20 protein-coding genes and 1 other RNA gene are annotated in these 19,298 nt (G+C 74.2%); 10 read left to right on the top strand and 11 right to left on the bottom strand.

All coding sequences use genetic code 11. From position 1 onward, the window contains the following. Nucleotides 1-87: 87 nt before the first annotated feature. Nucleotides 88-849 (bottom strand): SDR family oxidoreductase, encoded by a 762-nt coding sequence (locus tag ACFY1T_RS06405; protein WP_390787202.1) that lies wholly within the window; start codon nt 847-849, stop codon nt 88-90. Between the two features lie 108 nt (nt 850-957). Between ACFY1T_RS06405 and ACFY1T_RS06400 the strand changes: the two genes are divergently transcribed. Continuing rightward, the gene (locus tag ACFY1T_RS06400; protein ID WP_390787201.1) at nt 958-2,298 is read left to right on the top strand and encodes a Bcr/CflA family multidrug efflux MFS transporter; all 1,341 of its coding nucleotides are present in this window, start codon (nt 958-960) and stop codon (nt 2,296-2,298) included. A 130-nt stretch (nt 2,299-2,428) separates the two neighbouring features. Then, a complete protein-coding gene (locus ACFY1T_RS06395) occupies nt 2,429-3,436 on the top strand; it encodes a small ribosomal subunit Rsm22 family protein (RefSeq protein WP_390787200.1) in 1,008 nt (335 codons plus the stop codon). A 15-nt stretch (nt 3,437-3,451) separates the two neighbouring features. Here ACFY1T_RS06395 and ddaH read toward each other — a convergent pair whose 3' ends face one another. After that, the gene (gene ddaH / locus ACFY1T_RS06390; protein ID WP_390787199.1) at nt 3,452-4,282 is read right to left on the bottom strand and encodes a dimethylargininase; all 831 of its coding nucleotides are present in this window, start codon (nt 4,280-4,282) and stop codon (nt 3,452-3,454) included. Nucleotides 4,283-4,393: 111 nt separating this feature from the next. On the opposite strand from ddaH, the gene ACFY1T_RS06385 reads away from it, so the two are divergent. After that, nucleotides 4,394-5,023 (top strand): TetR/AcrR family transcriptional regulator, encoded by a 630-nt coding sequence (locus ACFY1T_RS06385; RefSeq protein ID WP_390787198.1) that lies wholly within the window; start codon nt 4,394-4,396, stop codon nt 5,021-5,023. Between the two features lie 185 nt (nt 5,024-5,208). Next, entirely contained in the window at nt 5,209-5,955 is a 747-nt protein-coding gene (locus ACFY1T_RS06380) for a bifunctional DNA primase/polymerase (protein ID WP_030866812.1), read from the top strand. Between the two features lie 142 nt (nt 5,956-6,097). On the opposite strand, the gene yaaA is transcribed toward ACFY1T_RS06380, so the two are convergent. After that, nucleotides 6,098-6,898, bottom strand: a complete 801-nt coding sequence (gene yaaA / locus ACFY1T_RS06375; protein ID WP_390787197.1) for a peroxide stress protein YaaA — start codon at nt 6,896-6,898, stop codon at nt 6,098-6,100. A gap of 102 nt (nt 6,899-7,000) precedes the next feature. Here yaaA and ACFY1T_RS06370 point away from each other — a divergent pair, with 102 nt between their 5' ends. Further along, nucleotides 7,001-8,446 carry an RNB domain-containing ribonuclease gene (locus ACFY1T_RS06370; protein WP_390787196.1) on the top strand — a complete coding sequence of 482 codons (1,446 nt, stop codon included), beginning with the start codon at nt 7,001-7,003 and terminating at the stop codon, nt 8,444-8,446. Nucleotides 8,447-8,524: 78 nt separating this feature from the next. Next, the gene (locus ACFY1T_RS06365) at nt 8,525-9,460 is read left to right on the top strand and encodes a helix-turn-helix domain-containing protein (RefSeq protein ID WP_390787195.1); all 936 of its coding nucleotides are present in this window, start codon (nt 8,525-8,527) and stop codon (nt 9,458-9,460) included. Between the two features lie 147 nt (nt 9,461-9,607). Here ACFY1T_RS06365 and ACFY1T_RS06360 read toward each other — a convergent pair whose 3' ends face one another. Both ACFY1T_RS06360 and ACFY1T_RS06355 read right to left on the bottom strand, forming a co-directional pair. Then, a complete protein-coding gene (locus ACFY1T_RS06360) occupies nt 9,608-10,249 on the bottom strand; it encodes a hypothetical protein (protein ID WP_390787194.1) in 642 nt (213 codons plus the stop codon). Continuing rightward, nucleotides 10,246-10,983 carry a MerR family transcriptional regulator gene (locus ACFY1T_RS06355; RefSeq protein ID WP_390787193.1) on the bottom strand — a complete coding sequence of 246 codons (738 nt, stop codon included), beginning with the start codon at nt 10,981-10,983 and terminating at the stop codon, nt 10,246-10,248. Before ACFY1T_RS06355 ends, ACFY1T_RS06360 begins: the two co-directional genes overlap by 4 nt. A 77-nt stretch (nt 10,984-11,060) precedes the next feature. On the opposite strand from ACFY1T_RS06355, the gene rnpB reads away from it, so the two are divergent. Continuing rightward, nucleotides 11,061-11,461, top strand: an RNA gene (gene rnpB, locus ACFY1T_RS06350) — RNase P RNA component class A. 71 nt (nt 11,462-11,532) lie between these two features. Here rnpB and ACFY1T_RS06345 read toward each other — a convergent pair. Genes ACFY1T_RS06345 through ACFY1T_RS06335 form a run of 3 tightly spaced genes read right to left on the bottom strand, consistent with a single transcriptional unit; the run spans nt 11,533 to nt 14,470 of the window. Next, nucleotides 11,533-12,864, bottom strand: a complete 1,332-nt coding sequence (locus ACFY1T_RS06345; protein WP_390787192.1) for a bifunctional RNase H/acid phosphatase — start codon at nt 12,862-12,864, stop codon at nt 11,533-11,535. Beyond that, nucleotides 12,864-13,607, bottom strand: coding sequence for a zinc ribbon domain-containing protein (locus tag ACFY1T_RS06340; RefSeq protein WP_390787433.1), 744 nt, complete (start codon nt 13,605-13,607; stop codon nt 12,864-12,866). Before ACFY1T_RS06340 ends, ACFY1T_RS06345 begins: the two co-directional genes overlap by 1 nt. Then, nucleotides 13,604-14,470 carry a Nif3-like dinuclear metal center hexameric protein gene (locus ACFY1T_RS06335; RefSeq protein ID WP_390787191.1) on the bottom strand — a complete coding sequence of 289 codons (867 nt, stop codon included), beginning with the start codon at nt 14,468-14,470 and terminating at the stop codon, nt 13,604-13,606. Before ACFY1T_RS06335 ends, ACFY1T_RS06340 begins: the two co-directional genes overlap by 4 nt. A gap of 277 nt (nt 14,471-14,747) precedes the next feature. Here ACFY1T_RS06335 and ACFY1T_RS06330 point away from each other — a divergent pair, with 277 nt between their 5' ends. After that, a complete protein-coding gene (locus tag ACFY1T_RS06330) occupies nt 14,748-15,812 on the top strand; it encodes a hypothetical protein (RefSeq protein ID WP_390787190.1) in 1,065 nt (354 codons plus the stop codon). 31 nt (nt 15,813-15,843) lie between these two features. On the opposite strand, the gene ACFY1T_RS06325 is transcribed toward ACFY1T_RS06330, so the two are convergent. Beyond that, entirely contained in the window at nt 15,844-16,581 is a 738-nt protein-coding gene (locus tag ACFY1T_RS06325; protein WP_390787189.1) for a VOC family protein, read from the bottom strand. Nucleotides 16,582-16,687: 106 nt separating this feature from the next. Here ACFY1T_RS06325 and ACFY1T_RS06320 point away from each other — a divergent pair, with 106 nt between their 5' ends. Together ACFY1T_RS06320 and ACFY1T_RS06315 are read left to right on the top strand one after the other, a co-directional pair. After that, a complete protein-coding gene (locus tag ACFY1T_RS06320) occupies nt 16,688-16,969 on the top strand; it encodes a hypothetical protein (RefSeq protein WP_390787188.1) in 282 nt (93 codons plus the stop codon). After that, nucleotides 16,966-17,553 carry a hypothetical protein gene (locus ACFY1T_RS06315; RefSeq protein ID WP_390787187.1) on the top strand — a complete coding sequence of 196 codons (588 nt, stop codon included), beginning with the start codon at nt 16,966-16,968 and terminating at the stop codon, nt 17,551-17,553. Before ACFY1T_RS06320 ends, ACFY1T_RS06315 begins: the two co-directional genes overlap by 4 nt. A 105-nt stretch (nt 17,554-17,658) precedes the next feature. Here ACFY1T_RS06315 and ACFY1T_RS06310 read toward each other — a convergent pair whose 3' ends face one another. Together ACFY1T_RS06310 and ACFY1T_RS06305 are read right to left on the bottom strand one after the other, a co-directional pair. Next, nucleotides 17,659-18,078 carry a hypothetical protein gene (locus ACFY1T_RS06310; protein ID WP_390787186.1) on the bottom strand — a complete coding sequence of 140 codons (420 nt, stop codon included), beginning with the start codon at nt 18,076-18,078 and terminating at the stop codon, nt 17,659-17,661. Nucleotides 18,079-18,175: 97 nt separating this feature from the next. Continuing rightward, the gene (locus ACFY1T_RS06305; RefSeq protein ID WP_390787185.1) at nt 18,176-19,234 is read right to left on the bottom strand and encodes a helix-turn-helix domain-containing protein; all 1,059 of its coding nucleotides are present in this window, start codon (nt 19,232-19,234) and stop codon (nt 18,176-18,178) included. Nucleotides 19,235-19,298 lie beyond the last annotated feature (64 nt).

Below are 19,298 nucleotides of genomic sequence, written 5' to 3'. Positions count from 1 at the left end.
CCGGCGCCCGCATTCCCGCCCGGCCCAGCCCGGCTCCGCCCCGCCCCGGCCGGGCTCCGCCCGGTCCCCACCCGCCCCGTCGGGGGGTCAGCCGCGCCCGATGTACGGCATCGCCGTCGCCATGACCGTCGCGAACTGCACGTTCGCCTCCAGCGGCAGCTCCGCCATGTGCAGCACCGTGCGCGCCACGTCCGCGGCGTCCATCACCGGCTCCACCGCCAGTTGCCCGTTCGCCTGGAGGATCCCGGACTGCATCCGCTCGGTCATCTCGGTGGCCGCGTTTCCGATGTCGATCTGCCCGCAGGCGATCCGGTACGGCCGCCCGTCCAGCGAGAGGGACTTCGTCAGGCCCGTCATCGCGTGCTTCGTCGCGGTGTAGGCGATCGAGTTCGGCCGCGGCACGTGCGCGGAGATCGAGCCGTTGTTGACGATCCGGCCGCCCTGCGGGTCCTGCGCCTTCATCTGCCGGAAGGCCGCCTGCGCGCACAGGAAGGCCCCGGTCAGATTGACGTCCACCACCTGGCGCCAGGCCTCGTACGTGATGTCCTCCAGCGGGACCCCGCCCGGGCCGAAGGTCCCGGCGTTGTTGAAGAGGAGGTCGAGGCGCCCGTACCGCTCCCGTACCGCGGCGAACAGCGCGGCCACGTCGTCCGGGTCGCTCACGTCCGCCCGTACGCACAGCACGTCCGCGTCGGCCCCGGCCGCCTTCGCGGTCTCCTCCAGCGGTCCGGTCCGGCGGCCCGCCACGGCCACCGACCAGCCGGCGGCGGCCAGGGTAAGGGCGACGGAGCGGCCGATGCCGGAGCCCGCCCCGGTCACGACGGCGATCTTCTTCCCACTTGCGCTCATGGGGCCGCAGGGTACGTCACATGTCGCATCGGTCCACGGACGTTCCGATAGCTGAGAGCATGGGTCGGTCGGGGGTGTGAAAAGACGACGAAAAGACTGGAGTTCCGCATGTCGGAGAGAGGCCCCGCGACGGCCCCCTCGCACGAGCCGCCGCCCGAAACGCCCTCCGCACCGCAGACCGCTTCCGCGCCGAAGACCGTCGCCGTACCGGCGCAGGCCCCTTCCGCACCGCTCACGGCCGCCCGCCGTACCGGACTGCTCGTCACCTTCATACTCGGAGGGCTCAGCGCCCTCCCCCCGCTGTCCATGGACATGTACCTGCCGGCACTGCCGCAGGTGACCGGCGCCCTGCACAGCCCTGCCGCCACCATCCAGCTCACCCTCACCGCCTGCCTCGCCGGCATGGCACTGGGCCAGCTCGTCATCGGCCCGATGAGCGACAAGTGGGGCCGCCGCAAGCCCCTGCTGATCGGCATGGTCGTCTACGTCCTCGCCACCGCGATCTGCGCCCTCGCGCCGACCGCCGAGCTGCTGATCGGCTTCCGGCTGCTCCAGGGCCTGGCCGGGTCGGCCGCGATCGTCATCGCGCGGGCCGTCGTGCGCGACCTGTACGACGGGGTCGAGATGGCCCGGTTCTTCTCCACCCTGATGCTGATCTCCGGCGTGGCCCCGATCATCGCCCCGCTCATCGGCGGACAGATCCTGCGCTTCGCCGACTGGCGGGGGGTGTTCGTCGTCCTCACCGGCGTCGGCGCCGTGCTCACCCTCGTCGTCTGGCGCAGCCTCGGGGAGACCCTGCCGCCCGAGCAGCGGCAGACCGGCGGCGTGGGCTCCGCGCTGCGGACCATGCGCGGGCTGCTCGCCGACCGCGCCTTCGCCGGGTACACGCTGGCCGGCGGCTTCGCCTTCGCCACGCTGTTCTCGTACATCTCGGCCTCGCCGTTCGTGGTGCAGGAGATCTACGGGGCTTCGCCGCAGGCCTTCAGCCTGCTGTTCGGCCTCAACTCCGTCGGCCTGATCGCCGCCGGGCAGGTCAACGGCAAGCTGCTGGTCGGCCGGGTCCGGCTGGACAAGGTGCTGGGCTTCGGGCTCGCCGTCATCACGACGGCCTCGCTCTGCCTGCTGCTGATGTCCACCGGGGTGTTCGGGGAGGTCGGGCTCGTCCCGATCGCGTCGGCGCTGTTCGTCCTGATGTCGGCGATGGGCCTGGTCCTGCCGAACACCAACGCGCTGGCCCTGATGCGCACCCCGCACGCGGCCGGCTCGGCCTCGGCCCTGCTGGGCACCTCCTCCTTCCTGGTCGGGGCGATCGCCTCACCGCTGGTCGGCATCGCGGGCGAGGACACGGCGGTGCCGATGGCACTGGTCCAGCTGGTGTGCTCGCTGCTGGCGGTGGCCTGCTTCACCGCCATGTGCCGGCCCTGGCAGAACCGGGACGCCGCCGTCTGAGCCGGGCTTCCGCGCCGCCCCGGGGGGTGTCGTCGAAGGAGCGCCGGCCGCCCGTGAGGCCGGCCGGACGGGACTTCGACGACACCCCCCGGCGGCGTCCCGGACCCCGCGGGCGCCGTAAACTTCGCTGGTGAACGCCTCCGCCTCCGTGCCCACCTCCGCCGAATCCCTGCGCACCGCGCTGGGCGGACTCCTCGACGGGCTCCCGCCGAAGCAGGCCACGGCCGCCGTCGACCGGCTCATCGCCAGCTACCGCGGCCGGACCCCGACCGACGCGCCCGTCCTGCGCGACCGCTCCGACGTGGCGGCGTACGCGGCGTACCGGATGCCGGCCACCTTCGAGGCCGTACGGTCCGCCCTGGACGCCCTCGCCGAGGCCGCCCCGCAGTGGTCCCCGGGCTCCCACGTGGACGTGGGCGGCGGCACGGGCGCGGCGACCTGGGCGGTGGACGCCACTTGGGACGGCCCGCGCGGCACCACGGTCCTGGACTGGGCGGAGCCGGCACTGGCCCTCGGGAAAGAGCTCGCGGCGGCCTCCCCTTCGCAGGCGCTGCGCGCGGCCGAGTGGCGCCGGGCCGTCATCGGTGCCGGGCTGGTCCTGCCGGAGGCGGACCTCGTGACGGTGTCGTACGTACTCGGCGAGCTGACGCCGGAGGCCCGCCGGGCCGTGGTCGCCGAGGCGGCCCGCGCCGGGCAGGCCGTGGTGCTGGTGGAGCCGGGCACGCCCGAGGGGTACCTGCGCATCCGCGAGGCCCGCGACCAGCTGATCGCGGCGGGTCTGAAGGTCGCCGCCCCCTGCCCGCACGACGGCACCTGCCCGATCGAGGTCGGCCAGGACTGGTGCCACTTCTCGGCACGGGTCAGCCGGTCCTCGCTGCACCGGAAGGTCAAGGGCGGCTCCCTCCCGTACGAGGACGAGAAGTTCAGCTACGTGGCCGCGGCCCGCTTCCCGGTGGAGCCGGCCCCCTCCCGGATCACGCGCAGGCCGCAGATCCGGAAGGGGCTCGTCCTGCTGGACCTGTGCGGTCCGCAGGGCGAGGGTCTGACCCGGGCCACCGTGACCAAGCGCCACGGTGACCTCTACAAGGCGGCGCGGGACGCCGACTGGGGCCGGGAGTGGCCGCCGGCCACCCCGTGACCGCGCGGCGGGGGCTCACATCCGCAGCTCCTGGGTGCAGCACTTCACGCTGCCGCCGCCCTTGAGCAGCTCGCCCAGGTCCATCGGGACCGGCTCGAAGCCCCGCTCCCGCAGCGGCTCGAACAGCCCGGTCGCCGCCTGCGGGAGCAGCACGTTGAGGCCGTCCGAGACCGCGTTCAGGCCGAGGGCCGCGGCGTCCTCGTCGCCTGCGGTCAGCGCGTCCGGGAAGAGCCGCTCGAGCACGGCCCGGCTGCCGGGCGAGAACGCGGGCGGGTAGTACATGACCTCGTCACCGTCGAGCACGCAGAGCGCCGTGTCCAGGTGGTAGTAGCGCGGGTCCACCAGGTCGAGGCCGATGACCGGGCGGCCGAAGAACTCCTGGGCCTCGTCGTGCGAGAGCGGGCTGGAGCGGAAGCCCCGGCCGGCCAGGATGTAGGTGGCGGTGACGGCGAAGTCGCCCTCGCCCTCGTTGACGTGGGACGGCTCGTGGACGTGCTCGAAGCCGTGGGACCGGAACCAGTCGAGGTGGATCTCCGCCTCGGCGGCGCGCTCCGGGTAGGCGAACCGGGCGCCGAGCACCCGGCCGTCGACGACGAGGGCGCCGTTCGCGGCGAAGACCATGTCGGGGAGCTCGGGGTCCGGTACGAGCGTCTCGACCGTGTGGCCGAGCGAGCGGTAGCGGTCCCGGAGATCTTCCCACTGGGCGTGTGCGAGGGGCAGGTCCACCGGTTTCGTGGGGTCCATCCACGGATTGATGGAGTACGTGACCTTGAAGTGTGCGGGTGGGCACATCAAGTAGCGCCGGGGTGTGGCGACTCTGCGCAAAGAAGGCTCCTCACGGCTCACGAGAGTTGTCGAGAGAATCGTCTCTCCTCAAGGGAAACCGCGCAGTGAACTGATTGGGTGGTTTACGGAATGACACAAAGACGAGACGTCCCGCGTTGATAATTTGTCCGAATGAGCAGCAGATCACCTGACGCGAAGGCCCCCGACCCGGCCCGCCGCAACGACCGCTCCCGGCGGGCCATCCTCGACGCGTCGCTCGCGCTGGTCGCGGAGGTCGGCTACAACAAGCTGACCATCGAGGCCATCGCCGCCCGGGCGGGCGTCGGCAAGCAGACGATCTACCGCTGGTGGCCGTCGAAGGCGGCGGTCCTGCTGGACGCCTCGCTCGCGCTCGCCGATGACGCCAAGACCGAGGGCGGCTGGACCGGCTTCCCGGACACCGGGGACCTCGCGGCGGACCTCAAGACGGTGCTGCGGGCGACGGTGGACCAGTTCAACGACGAGAAGTACGAGGCGCCCATGCGCGCCCTGACCGCCGCCGGAGCGACCGACCCCGACCTGAGCGCCCGCTTCACCGAGCAGCTGCTGAAGCCGCAGCTGGCCCTGTACGAGGAACGGTTGCGGGCGGCCCGGGAGGCCGGCGGGCTCGCGCCGGACGCGGACCTTCCCCTGACGGTGGAGATGCTGGTGGGGCCGCTGACGTACCGCTGGCTGATGGGAACGGCCCCGCTGACGCACGCGTTCGCGGACGAGCTGGTGGACCGGGTGCTCGGTGGGGTGTCGAAGGTCACCGAGGGCTGACGGGGCGGTGACCGGTCAGGAACAATTGGCTGAATTTCACCGGAATGTGACGGTATTCCGCGTGCTGTCGTGCGCTCTCCGTGCACCCGTCCCCCACCCCCCGGTGGGGGAGAGCGGTCACCCGGACCGCAGGATGGTGGGACCATGTGAGGGTCTGCCGGGGAAACGGTGAGGTGAGGGGATAGATGGGGTCTGAGTCCGGCCGCGTCAAACGCGGCGAGCAGAGCAGGATTTCCCAGTGGCTGCGCCGACGGCCCAAACCCTCCCCCGAAGATCCCGAGCACGTACGCGAGGAGCTCCTGCTGTCCGCGGCCGCCGCGGGCCTGCCGCTCGCCCCCGCCGCCCATCCCGCCGGGTACCGGTGTTCGTGCGACCGGATCGGCTGTCCCACCCCCGCACGCCACCCCCTCTCCTTCGCCTGGCAGACGCAGTCGACGACCGACTCCGCGCAGATCGAGCGCTGGGCGCGCAACCAGCCTCAGGCGAACTTCATCACCGCGACCGGCATGGTCCACGACGTACTGGACGTCCCGCTCGAAGCCGGGGCGAGCGCGCTGGGCCGCCTGCTGGCGGCCGGCGTCGAGGTCGGCCCGGTCGCGGAATCGGGCGGCACGGGCGACCAGGCCCGGATGCTCTTCTTCACCGCGACGCGCGGCACCCCCGAGGACGAGGACGAGTGGTGGCCCTGCGAGCTGGACTGCCACCCCGAGACGATGGACGAGCACCCGGGCCTGCGCTGGCACTGCCGCGGCAGCTACGTCCTGGTCCCCCCGGCCACCCTCCCCGGTGACCTGGCGGTGACCTGGATCCGCGGCATGGAACACCCCCTCCCGGACCCGCTCACCCTCCTCGAGACCCTGACGGACGCCTGCGCCGCATACGCGGTCGCGGCCGACCAGACCCCCTCGGCGGCCTGGCCCCTGAGCCGCTAGGGGGTGCCCGCGAAGTGGCGCCGTCCGCCCGGAGGGCAGGCGGGACTTTGCGGACACCCCTAGGGCGTGATCCGTTGCGCGGGGCGGGCCCCGCGCAACGGAATCCCGGCCGGCGGCGTACCGGACCCGGGACGGGCGGCCGTCAGTGGATCTGGGTGACGACCACGTCGAGGGACCAGGCCTTCGCGGGCTTGGCGGGGGCCTCGGCCTCGACCGCGTAGCCCAGGTCGCGCAGCGCCGTGACCAGTTCGGCAGGGGTCGCGGGGGCGGCCCCGGCGACGAGCAGGTCCCGCACCAGCCGCCCCTTCGTGGCCTTGTTGAAGTGGCTCACCACCGACCGCTTCTCCACCCCGTCCACGATCTGCGAGTGCAGCACCCGCACCGTGGCCGTGCGCCCCGCCACCTCGCCCTTCGGCTTCCACGCCGACGCGTAGGCCGAGGACCGCAGGTCCAGCACCAGCCCCTCCCCCGCGGCTTGCGGCATCACCGCCGCCATCGGCTCCCGCCAGTACGCCCCCAGCGCGCCCAGCCCCGGCAGCTTCACGCCCATCGAGCAGCGGTACGAGGGGATGCGGTCGGTCACCCGGACCGCTCCCCACAGCCCCGAGAACACCAGCAGCGACCGCTCCGCCCGCGTCCGCGCCGCCGCCGGCAGGTCGGCCAGGCCCAGCGCGTCGTACAGCACGCCGGTGTAGATCTCCCCCGCCGGCCGGGCCACCGCGGAGCGCAGACCGGCGTTCTTCGCCACCTCGCCGCGCAGCCCCTCGCTCAGGCCGAGCACCTCGCGGGCCTTCAGCTCGTCACCCGCGCACAGCTCGACGAGCTCCTCCAGCACGGCCGCCCGCGCCCCGGCCAGTCCCGGCAACGACAGCGCCTGCGGCTCCAGGGGCGCGCCGGAGCCGCCGGCGGCCTTTCCCTCGGACGGCGGCAGCAGCACGAGCACGGTGGTTCTCCTTCGGTACGACACGGCGCAGGGGGTGCGGCCCCCGAGCCAGGGTAAGGCTCTCGCCGCGCCCCCGGCCGCCACCCGCAATACGCTCGACCCATGCCACGCCGTCATATGCACATGACCGGCGCAGACGGGGCTGCCCTGCGGGCCGCGCTGCGTGACCTGCGGACGGAGCTGGGCGTGCCCGGCGAGTTCCCGGCCCCGGTGCTCGCCGAGGCCGAGCGGGCGGCCCGCGCTCCGCGGCAGCCCGCCCTCGACGCCACCGACCTCCCCCTGTTCACCGTCGACCCGCCCGCCTCCCGCGATCTGGACCAGGCCATGCACCTGGCGAAGCGCCCCGGCGGCAACGGGTACCGCGTGCACTACGCCATCGCCGACGTCGCCGCCTTCGTCACCCCCGGCGGCGCCCTCGACGCCGAGGCCCACCACCGCGTCACGACCCTCTACTTCCCCGACGGCAAGGTCCCCCTCCATCCGCCCGTCCTCTCCGAGGGCGCGGCCAGCCTCCTGCCCGGCCAGACCCGCCCGGCGCTGCTGTGGCGCTTCGACCTGGACTCCGCCGGCCGCGTGGAGACCACCGAGGTCCGCCGCGCCCTGGTCCGCAGCCGGGCCAAACTGGACTACGACGGCGTGCAGCGGGCCATCGACTCCGGCACCGCCGAAGAACCCGTCGCCCTGCTCCGGGACGTCGGCCGGCTCCGCGAGACCCTGGAGCAGGAGCGCGGCGGGATCTCCCTGAACGTGCCCGAGCAGGAGATCGTCGCGAGCGGCGGCTCGTACACGCTCGCCTACCGGGCCCCGCTCCCCGCGGACGGCTGGAACGCCCAGATCTCCCTGATGACCGGCATGGCCGCCGCCGAGCTGATGCTCGCCGCCGGCGCCGGCATCCTGCGCACCCTCCCCAGCGCCCCCGACGGGGCCGTCGGCCGGCTCCGGCGGACCGCCGCCGCCCTGCGGATCGACTGGCCGCACCACGTGCCGTACGCCGAGCTCGTCCGCACCCTCGACCCGCACCTGCCCGCCCACGCCGCGTTCCTCCAGGAGTGCACGGCCCTGCTGCGCGGCGCGGGCTACACGGTGTTCACCGGCGGCCGGACCCCGGACCCCCTCCTGCACGCCGCGGTGGCGGCCCCGTACGCGCACTGCACCGCCCCGCTGCGCCGGCTCGTCGACCGGTACGCGGGCGAGCTGTGCGTGGCGGCGGTGGCCGGGGCCGAGCCCCCGCAGTGGGCGGCGGCCGCGCTGGAGGAGCTGCCGCAGCGGATGGCCGACGGGAACAGGCTGGCCAACACGGCCGAGCGGGAGTGCGTGGACCTCGTCGAGGCGGCCCTGCTGAAGGACCACGTCGGCGAGACCTTCGAGGCGACCGTGATCGACGTGAAGGAGCACGAGCCGCTCGTGGGCACCGTCCACCTGGAGGAGCCGGCGGTGGTCGGCCGGGTCGAATCCCCGTCCGCGCGGCTGCCGCTGGGCGACCGCATCCGGGTCCGGCTGACGGAGGCCGACCCGGGCCGCGCGAAGGTGCTGTTCGCGCCCGCGTGAGCGGACGGCCCCGGCCGGCTATGGCCCCGGGCGCCCGCCGCCTGTCATCATCTGCGCAGCAGGCGGGGGAGGCCGGCGATGGGTTCCGTCGACATGTCCGTACGGCCGGGCGCACCGGCCACGGCGACGCCGGCCGGGTCTTCGGACGCGCGCCGCCGCGGTCCCGCCGCCGTGCTGCGCCCGCACATCGTCAACTACACGGGATTCCGTACGGAGTTCACGGCCCCCCGGCGGCGGCTGGAGCTGCCCACCGGGTACGTGACGCTCGTCTTCCCCTTCGACGAGGGGCTGTGGGTCTCCCGGGGCGGGGAGGAGCCGTCCGCGCGGCTGCGGCCCGCCGCCGGGGTCCTGGTCAGCGGTCCGCGCACCGGCTGGGCGATCGGGGTGCACGCGGGCGCCGTCCACGGGCTGGAGGTCAACATGAGCCCGCTCGGCGCCTACCGGCTCTTCGGCACCCCCGTCGCGCACTTCGGTGAGACCCGCGTGGACCCCGCCGAGGTGCTCGGGCCAGGCGGCCGGTTCCTGGCCGAGCGGCTGCGGGCGCTCGGCTCCTGGCCCGAGCGGTTCGACCTGCTCGACGCGGTGTTCACCGCCCGCCTGGAGCGGGGTCCGGTCGCGGCGCCCGAAGTGCGCGGGGCGCTGTCCCGGCTGTGGGCCGACAGCGGTTCGCTGGCGCTGGCCGCCGCGGAGACCGGCTGGAGCGCCCGGACGCTGCGCGCCCGTTTCCGCGAACAGGTCGGCCTGTCCCCCAAGGGGGTGGCCCGGGTGTTCCGGCTCCAGCACGCCCTGCGGATGCTGGCCGCCGGGATGGCTCCGGCGCAGGTCGCCGCGGCCTGCGGCTATCACGACCAGGCCCACTTCGGCCGGGACGTGAAGGAGCTGACCGGGCTGCCGCCCTCCCGGCTGGCGGCCCTGCGCGGAGGGCTGCCGCCGGGCTCGGCCCTGGACCGCGTGCCGGGCCGGATCACCAGCCTGCTGCTCCCCGACGAGGGAGCTGCCGGGCAGGGTTCGTGAGCTGCGGTGCGGACCACGGTCCGTGAACGTCGGCCGGAAATCGCCCTCGCGTGCCGTTTTTGACAAGACACGGCCGCCTGTTCCTTGCCACGCTCGGCGCACGACTCCTCATCCCCCCGGAGAGTCCCGACGCAGTGCGGCAGCCCGTCACGGGGGTGCGGGTTGCCGCAGTGCGGCCACCAGCGTGCGCGGGTCGTCGGCGTGGAAGCGGATCGTACGGGCCTCGGCCCGGGCGCCGAGGGGCCGGGTGAAGGGGAGCGGCCGGGTCAGCTCCACCGTCACCGTGGTCTGGCCGCCGACGATCAGGTCGAGCACCCCGTCCTCGGAGAGCGCGACGAGCCGCCCCTGCGGGTAGCGCCGGTCCACCCGGACCGAGGCCACCGCCTCCGGCGGGACGACGAGGTCGAACAGGGCCCCGTACCGGATCCGCAGGGAACCGTCCCGGCGGACCACGTGCGGCCGGGTCACGCAGGCGGCGTGCATCGCGAGCATCAGCAGCACCCCGTACACGTCGAGGACGAGCACCACCCGGTGCACGGCCGGCCAGGGGACCAGGACGGACAGGGCGACCGTCTCGACCAGCGCCACGAACACCAGCCCGTACATCATGGCCGTCTGCGGTCCCGTGTACGCGGCGCCGAGCTCCCCCGCGCCCACCCCGTGCGGCGGCCGGCGCAGCGCCCACCGCCCCAGCGAGGCGGCCGCGCGCAGCTCGTGCCGCAGCAGCCTCCGTACGGGCACGGGCACGCGGGCCCGCACCGCCGCGCGCACCGTCCGGATCCCGCTCATCCCCGTCCCCTCTGCGTGAACGCCTCCATGACCCGGCGCACGACCTCCGCCTGCGCCGGGGTGAACTCCGCGAGCAGCGCCTCCTTGAACCCCTCGCCCGCCACCCCGCCGCCGGCCGGGACCGCGTCGAGGATCCCGGCGGGCACGGCCGCGACCATGGCGGCGGCGAGCGGCGGGATGCGCGGGTCGTCGACGGCGGCGTCGGCGAGCTCGTCGAGCCGCTCGTACAGGGCGAGGACCGCCGGATCGGCGGCCAGCGGGCCGAGCGCCGCGTACAGTTCGGCGCCGCCGACACCCGCCGCGTCCAGCAGCGTCAGGTGCTCGCGGTCCAGTGCGGCGGTCGGCGAGTCCGTATCCGGGGCCTTGGCGAGCAGCGCGGCGAGGGCGGGCGAGAGCGGCCCGTCCTCCCCGGGCGGTGCGGCGCGCAGCGCGGCGAGCCGCTGCCGGCGCTCCCCGATCGCGGCCTCCTGCCGGGCCAGGTCGGCGTCGAGTTCTTCGAGTACGTCGGCCAGCTCGCGCCCCGCGTCGTCCGCGAGGACGTCGCGCACCTCGTCGAGGCTGAGCCCGAGCTCGGTGAGCCGGCGCACCCGCGCCAGCAGGACGGCGTCGCGCACGCTGTACGCGCGGTAGCCGTTGGGGCGCCGCTCCGGCTCCGGGAGCAGTCCGACATGGTGGTAGTGCCGGATCGCCCGGGTCGTGACCCCGACGAGCGCGGCGATCTCTCCGATCCGCATGCCCTCCAGTAGAAACCCTGCCGCTGCGTCAAGGTCAAGCGCGGCGCCGGGCGCGGGTAGCATGGTCACTCGCAGAACAACCGGAGCGGGCGGCCGCGTCGGGATCCCCGGATCCCGCCGAGGAACGTCCGGGCTCCACAGGGCAGGGTGGTGGCTAACGGCCACCCGGGGTGACCCGCGGGACAGTGCCACAGAAAACAGACCGCCGGGGCTTCGGCCCTCGGTAAGGGTGAAACGGTGGTGTAAGAGACCACCAGCGCCTGGGGTGACCCAGGCGGCTAGGTAAACCCCACCCGGAGCAAGGTCAAGAGGAGTCGTCTTCGGACGGCTCTGCGCGAACGTTCGAGGGCTGCCCGCCCGAGTTCGCGGGTAGACCGCACGAGGCCGGCGGCAACGCCGGTCCTAGATGGATGGCCGTCTCCCCGGCGACCGCGAGGTCACCGGGCGACAGAACCCGGCGTACAGCTCCGGTTGTTCTGCACTCGACGAAGCCGAAGGGCCCGTCCCCGTCAGGGGGCGGGCCCTTCGGCGTCTCCGCCGTGCGTCCCGCTAGCGCAGGTGCGAGGTGTCGTTCAGGAGGCGGACCGAGGCGTTGCCGTCGGCGTAGTAGGCCACCGCCGAGAGGGAGGCCGCGGAGAGCTCCATCTTGAACAGCGCCTCCGGCGGGGCTCCCAGCGCGAGCCGGACCAGGATCTTGACCGGGGTCACGTGCGTGACCAGCAGCACCGTGCGGCCCGCGTGTGCGGCCAGCAGCCGGTCCCGGGTCGCCGAGATGCGGCGGGTGGCGGCCGCGAAGCTCTCGCCGCCACCGGTCGGGGCGGCCTTCGGGGAGTCCAGCCAGGCCTGGAGGTCGTCCGGGAAGCGCTCGCGCACCTCGGCGAACGTCAGGCCCTCCCAGGCCCCGAAGTCCACCTCGCGCAGCCCCTCCTCGACGGTGACCGTGAGGCCGAGGCGGTCCGCGACGGCCTGCGCGGTCTCCCGGCAGCGGCGCAGCGGGGAGCTGACGATCGTCTGGACGGTGCCGCGGGCGGCCAGGGCCTCGGCCACCGCCGATGCCTGGCGGCGGCCGGCCTCGGACAGCTCCGGATCGGTGCCGCCGCTGCCGGAGAAGCGCTTCTGCGGGGTGAGGGCCGTCTCCCCGTGGCGCAGCAGCACGAAGGTCGCCGGGGTCCCCATGTCGGGTCCCCAGCCCGGCGTGGCGGCAGGGGCCTCGGCCGGGCCCGGTGCCGGGGCGGGGATGCGTCCCGATGCGGTGGCGTCGTGCTCCGCGAACAGGGTGTCGGCCCCCGCCTCCTCGCGTGCCGGTGCGGTGGCCGACGTACCGGAGGCGGTGGCGAGGGCCGCCCGTACGGCCGCGGCCCCCTTCGCCGCGTCCCCCGGAGGGCCGGCGGGCGGGGTCGCCAGGGCGCGGGCCGCCGAGGCGTCCAGGGCCGCCGAAGAGGCCGACGGCTCCCACTGCCCGCCGCGCTTGCCCGCGTCCATCGCCTCGTTGGCGAGCCGGTCCGCGTGCTTGTTCCGCTCGCGCGGGATCCACTCGTAGGTGACCTGCGCGCGCGGCAGGATCTTCGCCGCCTCCGCCGCGAGCGGCTTCATGTCCGGGTGCTTGATCTTCCAGCGGCCCGACATCTGCTCGACGACCAGCTTGGAGTCCATGCGGACCTGCACGACGGCGTCCGGGGACAGCTCGCGGGCGGCCTTCAGGCCGGCGATCAGGCCCTTGTACTCGGCCACGTTGTTCGTCGCGACGCCGATGTACTCCGCGCGCTCGGCCAGCGTCTCGCCCGTCGCCGGGTCGAGGACGACCGCGCCGTAGCCCGCGGGCCCCGGGTTGCCCCGGGAGCCGCCGTCCGCCTCCACCACGAACCGGACACGGCCCTGCATCAGATGCCCGAGTCGGCCGTACGGACCAGGATGCGGCCGCAGTTCTCGTGGCGCACGACCTGGTCGCGGGCGGCGGCCTTGATCTCGTTCACCTCGGCCATGTCGAGCTCCAGGCGGCAGCCCTCGCAGCGGCGCTGGTACAGGCGGGCGGCGCCGACGCCGCCCTGCTTGACGCGGATCTTCTCGTACAGGGCCATCAGGTCGGTCGGCATCGACGCGACGATGACCTCGCGGTCCTTGGTCACCTTCGCGGCCTCGGCGTCGAGTTCGCCGGTGGCCGCGTCGCGGCGGGCGGTGGCGTCCGTCAGCTTGGCTTCGAGGGCGGCGACCCGCTCGGTCAGCTCGGTGACCCGCTCCTGGGCACCCTCCAGGCGCTCCATGACCTCCAGGACCACGTCCTCCAGGTCGGCCTGGCGCTTGGCGAGGGAGACGACCTCGCTCTGCAGGTTCGCCAGGTCGCGGGCGGAGATGCCCGCGCCGGAGTCGAGCCGCTGCTGGTCGCGGGCCGCGCGCTGGCGCACCTGGTCGACGTCCTGCTCCGCCTTGGTCTGCTCGCGGGCGGCGTCGCTCGCCTGCGTCTGGGCCGCGACGAGCAGGTCGCGCTGCTGCGTCAGGTCCTTGGTCAGGGACTCGACCTCGGTGTGCTCCGGCAGCGACTTGCGCTTGTGGGCGAGCTGAGACAGCCGGACGTCCAGGGCCTGGACGTCGAGAAGTCGGATCTGGTCGGCGGGCTCGGCGTTCAGTTGGGGGCTCCTGAGATAGAAGAGGGAGATGAAGGAACGTCGGACGGCGCGTGCGCCGTCCACGGGTCGGTGACCGTGCGCGAGACGTGGGTGCGCAGACCCCAGCCGTGGCGCTCGGAGATCGCGTCGAGCTGCGCGGCCGCCTGCTCGCACCAGGGCCACTCGGTGGCCCAGTGCGCGGCGTCGACGAGGGCGAGCGGGCCCCGCTCGCGGGCCTCGGACACCGGGTGGTGGCGCAGGTCGGCGGTGAGGAACACGTCCACGCCGGCGGCCCGGACCTGGTCGAAGAGGCTGTCGCCGGAGCCGCCGCTGACGGCGACGGTACGGACGAGTGCCTCGGGGTCGCCGGCGACGCGGATGCCCTGCGCGGTGCGCGGCAGCCGGGCGGCGGCGCGGGCGGCGAACGCGCTCAGGGTCTCGGGGTGGTCCAGTTCGCAGATCCGGCCGAGGCCCCGGCGGCCCTCGGGGTCGGTGGGATCGGGGACGAGCGGGCCGGTGATGCGCAGGTCGAGGGCGCCGGCGAGGGCGTCGGAGACGCCGGGGTCGGCGGTGTCCGCGTTGGTGTGGGCGACGTGCAGCGCGATGTCGTTCTTGATCAGCGTGTGCACGACGCGGCCCTTGAAGGTGCCGGCCTCGACGGTGGTGGTGCCGCGCAGGTAGAGGGGGTGGTGGGTGACGACCAGGTCGGCGCCCAGCTTCACGGCCTCGTCGACGATGTCCTGCACGGGGTCGACGGCGAACAGGACGCGCGAGACCTCGGCGTCGGGATCGCCGCAGACGGTTCCGACGGCGTCCCACTGTTCGGCCCGCGACGGGGGCCAGAGGGCGTCCAGCGCGGCGATGACTTCGGAGAGACGGGGCACAGGCCAAGGCTACCGTCCGTACGGGAGCGGGTCCGTCCCCGCGGGGCGGCGGCCTTGAGGGGGGCGCCCCGCCGCACGGCCTCCGCGCCCGGGATGCCGTCGCCGCCCGGTCGCCGTCCGGTCGTCGTCCGGCCGTCGTCCGGCCGTCGCACAGCACAATCGCCGCCGCGGGCAGAGCCGAACCGCCGGGCGGCCACCCGTACGTGTGAAGCGGGGAAGGTCGTGTTGTTCGGCCCGAACTGCGAAAACTAGCTTCCTCCCCGGAGGTGACGCACGGATGACTGTCTGTGCCATCGAGATCACGACGACTGCCCCGTTCACCATCGCCGCGGACGGGTCGTACGCGGCCCGGCTCGCCGGGGACGGGGAGGCCCGGTACCCGGAGCGCTGGACCCTGGCCGGGCCCGAGCCGTACGCGGTGCCGCTGCCGCTCGCCCAGCCCGAGGAAGCCGACAGCGAGGTGCTGGCGCTGGCCGACGGGCGGGTGCTGATCCACCGGCGGGTCGCGCAGCGGCACGCCTTCGCCCTGCTGTACCCGACGGGCGGCGGCGCGGACGGGCCGCGGACCGGGGAGCTCCCGCTGGGCTCGGTGGAGCCCGCGGACGACGGGGTACGGATCTCCCTGCTGCCCCCGTCGCCGGACGGATGCGGCGCCTTCGCCCTGGCCGCGTCGGCCGCCGGGACCACGGTCTGGCAGGTGGCCGGGGGCCCCTTCGGGCAGGTGGCCCGGATCCCGGGCCGGTGCTCCGGCGGCGTCTGGCTGGACCGGTCCGGCCGGATGCTGGCGCTGGACCGCGAACTGGACGGCACCACCAAGGCCGTCGCGGTGGACCTGGGCCGCGGCGGCGAGGTCTCCCCGCTGCTCCAGATCGCGGAGGGCAGCGACGACCGGCTGCTGCTGGCCGACCCCGACAGCGGGCTGCTGCTGATCCGCTCGGACGCCCCGGGCGAACCGCGCCTGGGCTGGGGGGTGCTGGGCAGCTCCCGTCCGGTGCGCTTCCCGGAGTGCCTGCGCGGGGAGGCGGGGACCCCGTTCGCGGTGCAGCCGGGCCAGGCCCTGATGCCGGAGAGCTGCGGGGTCGCGCTCCGGCTGGAGGACGGTGGGATCGGCCTGTGGCGCCCCGCCGACCGGCACGTGTTCCGGCTCCCCGCGCCCGACGGCTGGCTCGGGACCGGGCTGTGGAGCCCGCAGGGCCGCCTGCACCTCCCGTACGCGACCGCCGAGACCCCCTGCGGTGTCACGGGGCTGTCCCTGCCGGCGCCCCCGCCGCCCCCGGTCCGGCTGGATCCGCCGCCGGCGGCCGCACCCCGGCCCGTACCGCTGCAGCAGGCTCCGCTCTAGAGGGACCCCCGGGGGGGGATCCGCCGCGGGGTCAGCGAGGGCTGAGGAGGCAGAACTCGTTGCCCTCCGGGTCGGCCAGAACCGTCCAGGAGATCGCGGACTGGTCGATACCGGGGTCGGTGGCGCCCAGGGCACGCAGTCGGGCCCCCTCTGCCGCCAGGTCGTCACCGCGGTAGGGGGCGACGTCTAGGTGGACGCGGTTCCACACGCTCTTGCCGTCGTTCGCGCGGACGAACTCCAGGTAGGGGCCGACGCCTCGGGCGGAGCGCATGGTCGCGTGGTCGTCGGCGGCCTCGTGCAGCGTCCAGTCCATCACCCCGTCCCAGAACCGGGCCATCGCCCGGGGGTCGGCGCAGTCGACCACCACCGCGGCGATCGGCCCGGTGTCCCGGTAGACCGGGCGCGGCTCCAGGACGCAGAACTCGTTGCCCTCCGGGTCGGCCATGACCGTCCAGGGGACGTCGCCCTGGCCGACGTCTGCGAGCGTCGCGCCGAGGTCCTTCAGGCGCGCGACCAGCTCCGCCTGGTGGGCGGTCGAGGTGGTGGCCAGATCGAGGTGCACCCGGTTCTTCACCGTTTTGGGTTCCGGGCGGGCGACGATGTCGATGCAGACGGCCGCGGGGTCGGGGTAGGCGAAGCCGACGGGTTCGAGGTTCGTCACGCCGGGCCCCTCGCTGTCGATGCCCCAGCCGAGGGCCTCCGCCCAGAACCGGCCGAGCACGGAGTCGTCTTGGGCCTTCATGTTGACCTGCACGAGCCTTGTTGCCATGCGGCAGATCCTAGGCGGTGTCGATCTTCGATGGGGGCCGGACGGACGCCGGCGAGGGCGTCAATGAATTCTTGACAACTCGACCATGTCAATGTTTTCTTGACGCATGTCGATCTTGAACTCGAAGGCGCGGCAGCGGGTCGCCTTCCCCGCCGCGCCCTCCATGGCCGCCGCACTGCCGCTCGCCATCAGCCTGCCCGCCATGACGGTGGTCTTCGGCGACCGGCTCGGCACCGCCGCCACCGTCGTCCTGATCGCCCTGGGCCTCGTGCTCATCGCCTGCACGGCCGGCCTGGCCGCCCGGACGGCGGCCCGCGAAGCCGAGCGGACGCGCCGCGACGAGGAAGTCCTCGACTCCCTCGAACCGCTGGCGGGACTGCGCCGGTGAACGACGGACCCCTGCTCCACCCCGCGGAGATGGACCGGATCCGGGAAGGGATCGCCGCAGCCGTCCTCGGCGCCCCCGAAGGGCTGGCCGACTCGCTCGAACACGACCCCCACGGATACCTGCGCCTGGTGGGCGCCTCGCGCGTCGGAGCCGAGGAGGCGAGCCGACTGCTGCGCGAGGCCGTCCAGGGGGCCAGGTCCGCCGGCCACAGCTGGGACACGGTGGGCCGCGTCCTGGGCGTGAGCCGTCAGGCCGCCCAGCAGCGCTTCACGGACAAGACCGCGGGCTCGCCGCCGCGGCCCGCCGAGGGACCGGACGCCCCGAAGCGCCGCACCCTCGGCGGACTGACCGCGTTCAACGAGATGGCCGCCCTGGACGAGGCCGGCCGCGACGGCTGGCACATGGTCGGCTACGGCCCCTTCTTCCACGAGGTGGAGGCGTCCGGCCACCCGTGGGAGCACTGCCGGGTGACGCTCCCCTCCCTCGCGCGCCACCGCCGGATGGAATCCGAAGGCTGGATCCCGGTCGGCGCCGGCTGGTTCCCCTGGCGGTACTACAAGCGGCCCGTCACCCAGGGGTCCTGATCCCGCGGACCGGGGCGAGCGCGGAAGTGCCGGTCACGGCCGTCCGTCGACGGCTGTGACCGGCACGATCGCCTCAGCGGACCGGGACGGCGCCCAGGCCGCCGGTCAGAAGTGCGGGTCGAGCAGCGAGCCGAAGGTGTAGGTGCCCTGCGAGAAGTGGTGCTGGACGGGGTCGTTGAGGTAGGCGGTGTCCAAGCCGGGCTTCGAGAGGCTGGACGTCTGCAGGTAGTACCCGTCCTGCGGGCGGATGCAGTCCGTCCACGTGTAGGTGCCCGCGGCCAGGTAAAGGTCGCGGCTCGGCGTGCGGCTGCCCTCCCAGATCTGCGTCCACGTGTAGTTGCCGCTGGCCAGGGTCATGCTCCTGGTGGTGCACGCGTCGGCATCGCTCCACCTCGGCACGCCGTCCAGCCACACGCTCCGCGTGTTGTACGCCGTGTCCGCCGCGCTCGCGGGCGCCCCCGCCAGCGCCACGGCAGCCGTCGCCACGGCCGCCACGGCCGCCACCTTGCCGAACATTCCAGACATGCGATGTCTCCCCTTGTCGAATCGTCGTCCACCAGCACGCACACCGCGGGCAGCCGCCGACGGCCCTGATCGTGCAGGGCGCCCCCAGCGCGGCGACTCACGCTGTGGTGCTGTCTTCACCGGAGAACTTAGGTACGGGCCGGCCGCGATGGTGTGCATCGCGTGCCGGGTTCGTGTGCCCTGCGTGCTGCGGTGCGGCGGCCCGGGAGATCGCACGGTGTTCGGTCGGGCTGACGCCGTAGGCCTCGCGGAACGCCCGGCTGAACCCGGTGGCGCTGGAGAAGCCCCAGCGGGCAGCGATCGCCTGGACGGGCTGACCGCCCCGGTTCCCGGAGGCGAGTTCGGTGCGGGCCCGCTCCAGCCGGCCGTGGCGGATGCGTGCCGAGACGGTCAGGGGCTGGTCGCCGAAGAGGGCGTGCAGACTCCGCAGGGACATGTTGTGCCGGTCGGCGATCACCTGGGGGGTCAGGTCGGGGTCCCCGAGGTTGTTCTCGATGAAGCGGTGGATCCGCTGCAGCGTCTCCTGCGCGCGGGCCTCGGCCGGCGCCTGCCCCGGGTCGCCGAGCTGCCGTGCGAGGAACGCGGCGGCCAGGTCGAGGGCGACGGACCCCAAGGCCCGCAGTTCCTCCGGGCTGCAGCGCGGGCCGCGCCTGACGAGCGACTTCAGGAAGTCGGCGAGGACGGCCCCCGAGCCCCCGTCCGCGGCCAGGTTCCGCGCGAGGAGGCAGTCCAGCCGGTCGGGGTTCAGAGCGAGGTCTTGGCGGGGAATCAGCAGCCCGAGCGTCTCGATCAGCCCGCCCGTGCGGACCGCAAGGCTGGGCCGTGAGGTGTCCGTGACCACGAGTCCGCCCGCGACCAGCGATTCGTTGTGCTGCTGGGAGATCACGAGCGAGCCCCGTGCGATGAGGGCCAGCTGCACGTGCTCGGGATCGCCGCGCCGGACATGGGTCGCAGTGCGGCGCGAGAGCACCGGTGAGCAGGCCACGCCGGTCAGCCGTAACACCCCGAGGTCCAGGTCGGTGATGCCCGCCCGGAAGCCGGCCGCGTCCGAGGTTTCGAGCGACACTGGCATCAGCCGGTCGGACACCGTCTCGCGGAACCACTCGAACCGGTCCTCCCCCGCCCCGACGGCGTCCGACGCAACCAGCAGCCCCATGCGACCCCCCATGCCTCGCCCGTGGCGGCGACCCGGCCACTGACCGGATGGCCGCACGGCTCTG

Source organism: Streptomyces sp. NPDC001194 (assembly GCF_042896985.1).
GTDB lineage: Bacteria > Actinomycetota > Actinomycetes > Streptomycetales > Streptomycetaceae > Streptomyces.
The sequence above is the reverse complement of the archived record's forward strand: the minus strand, read 5'-3'. Positions and strand labels throughout refer to the sequence as shown.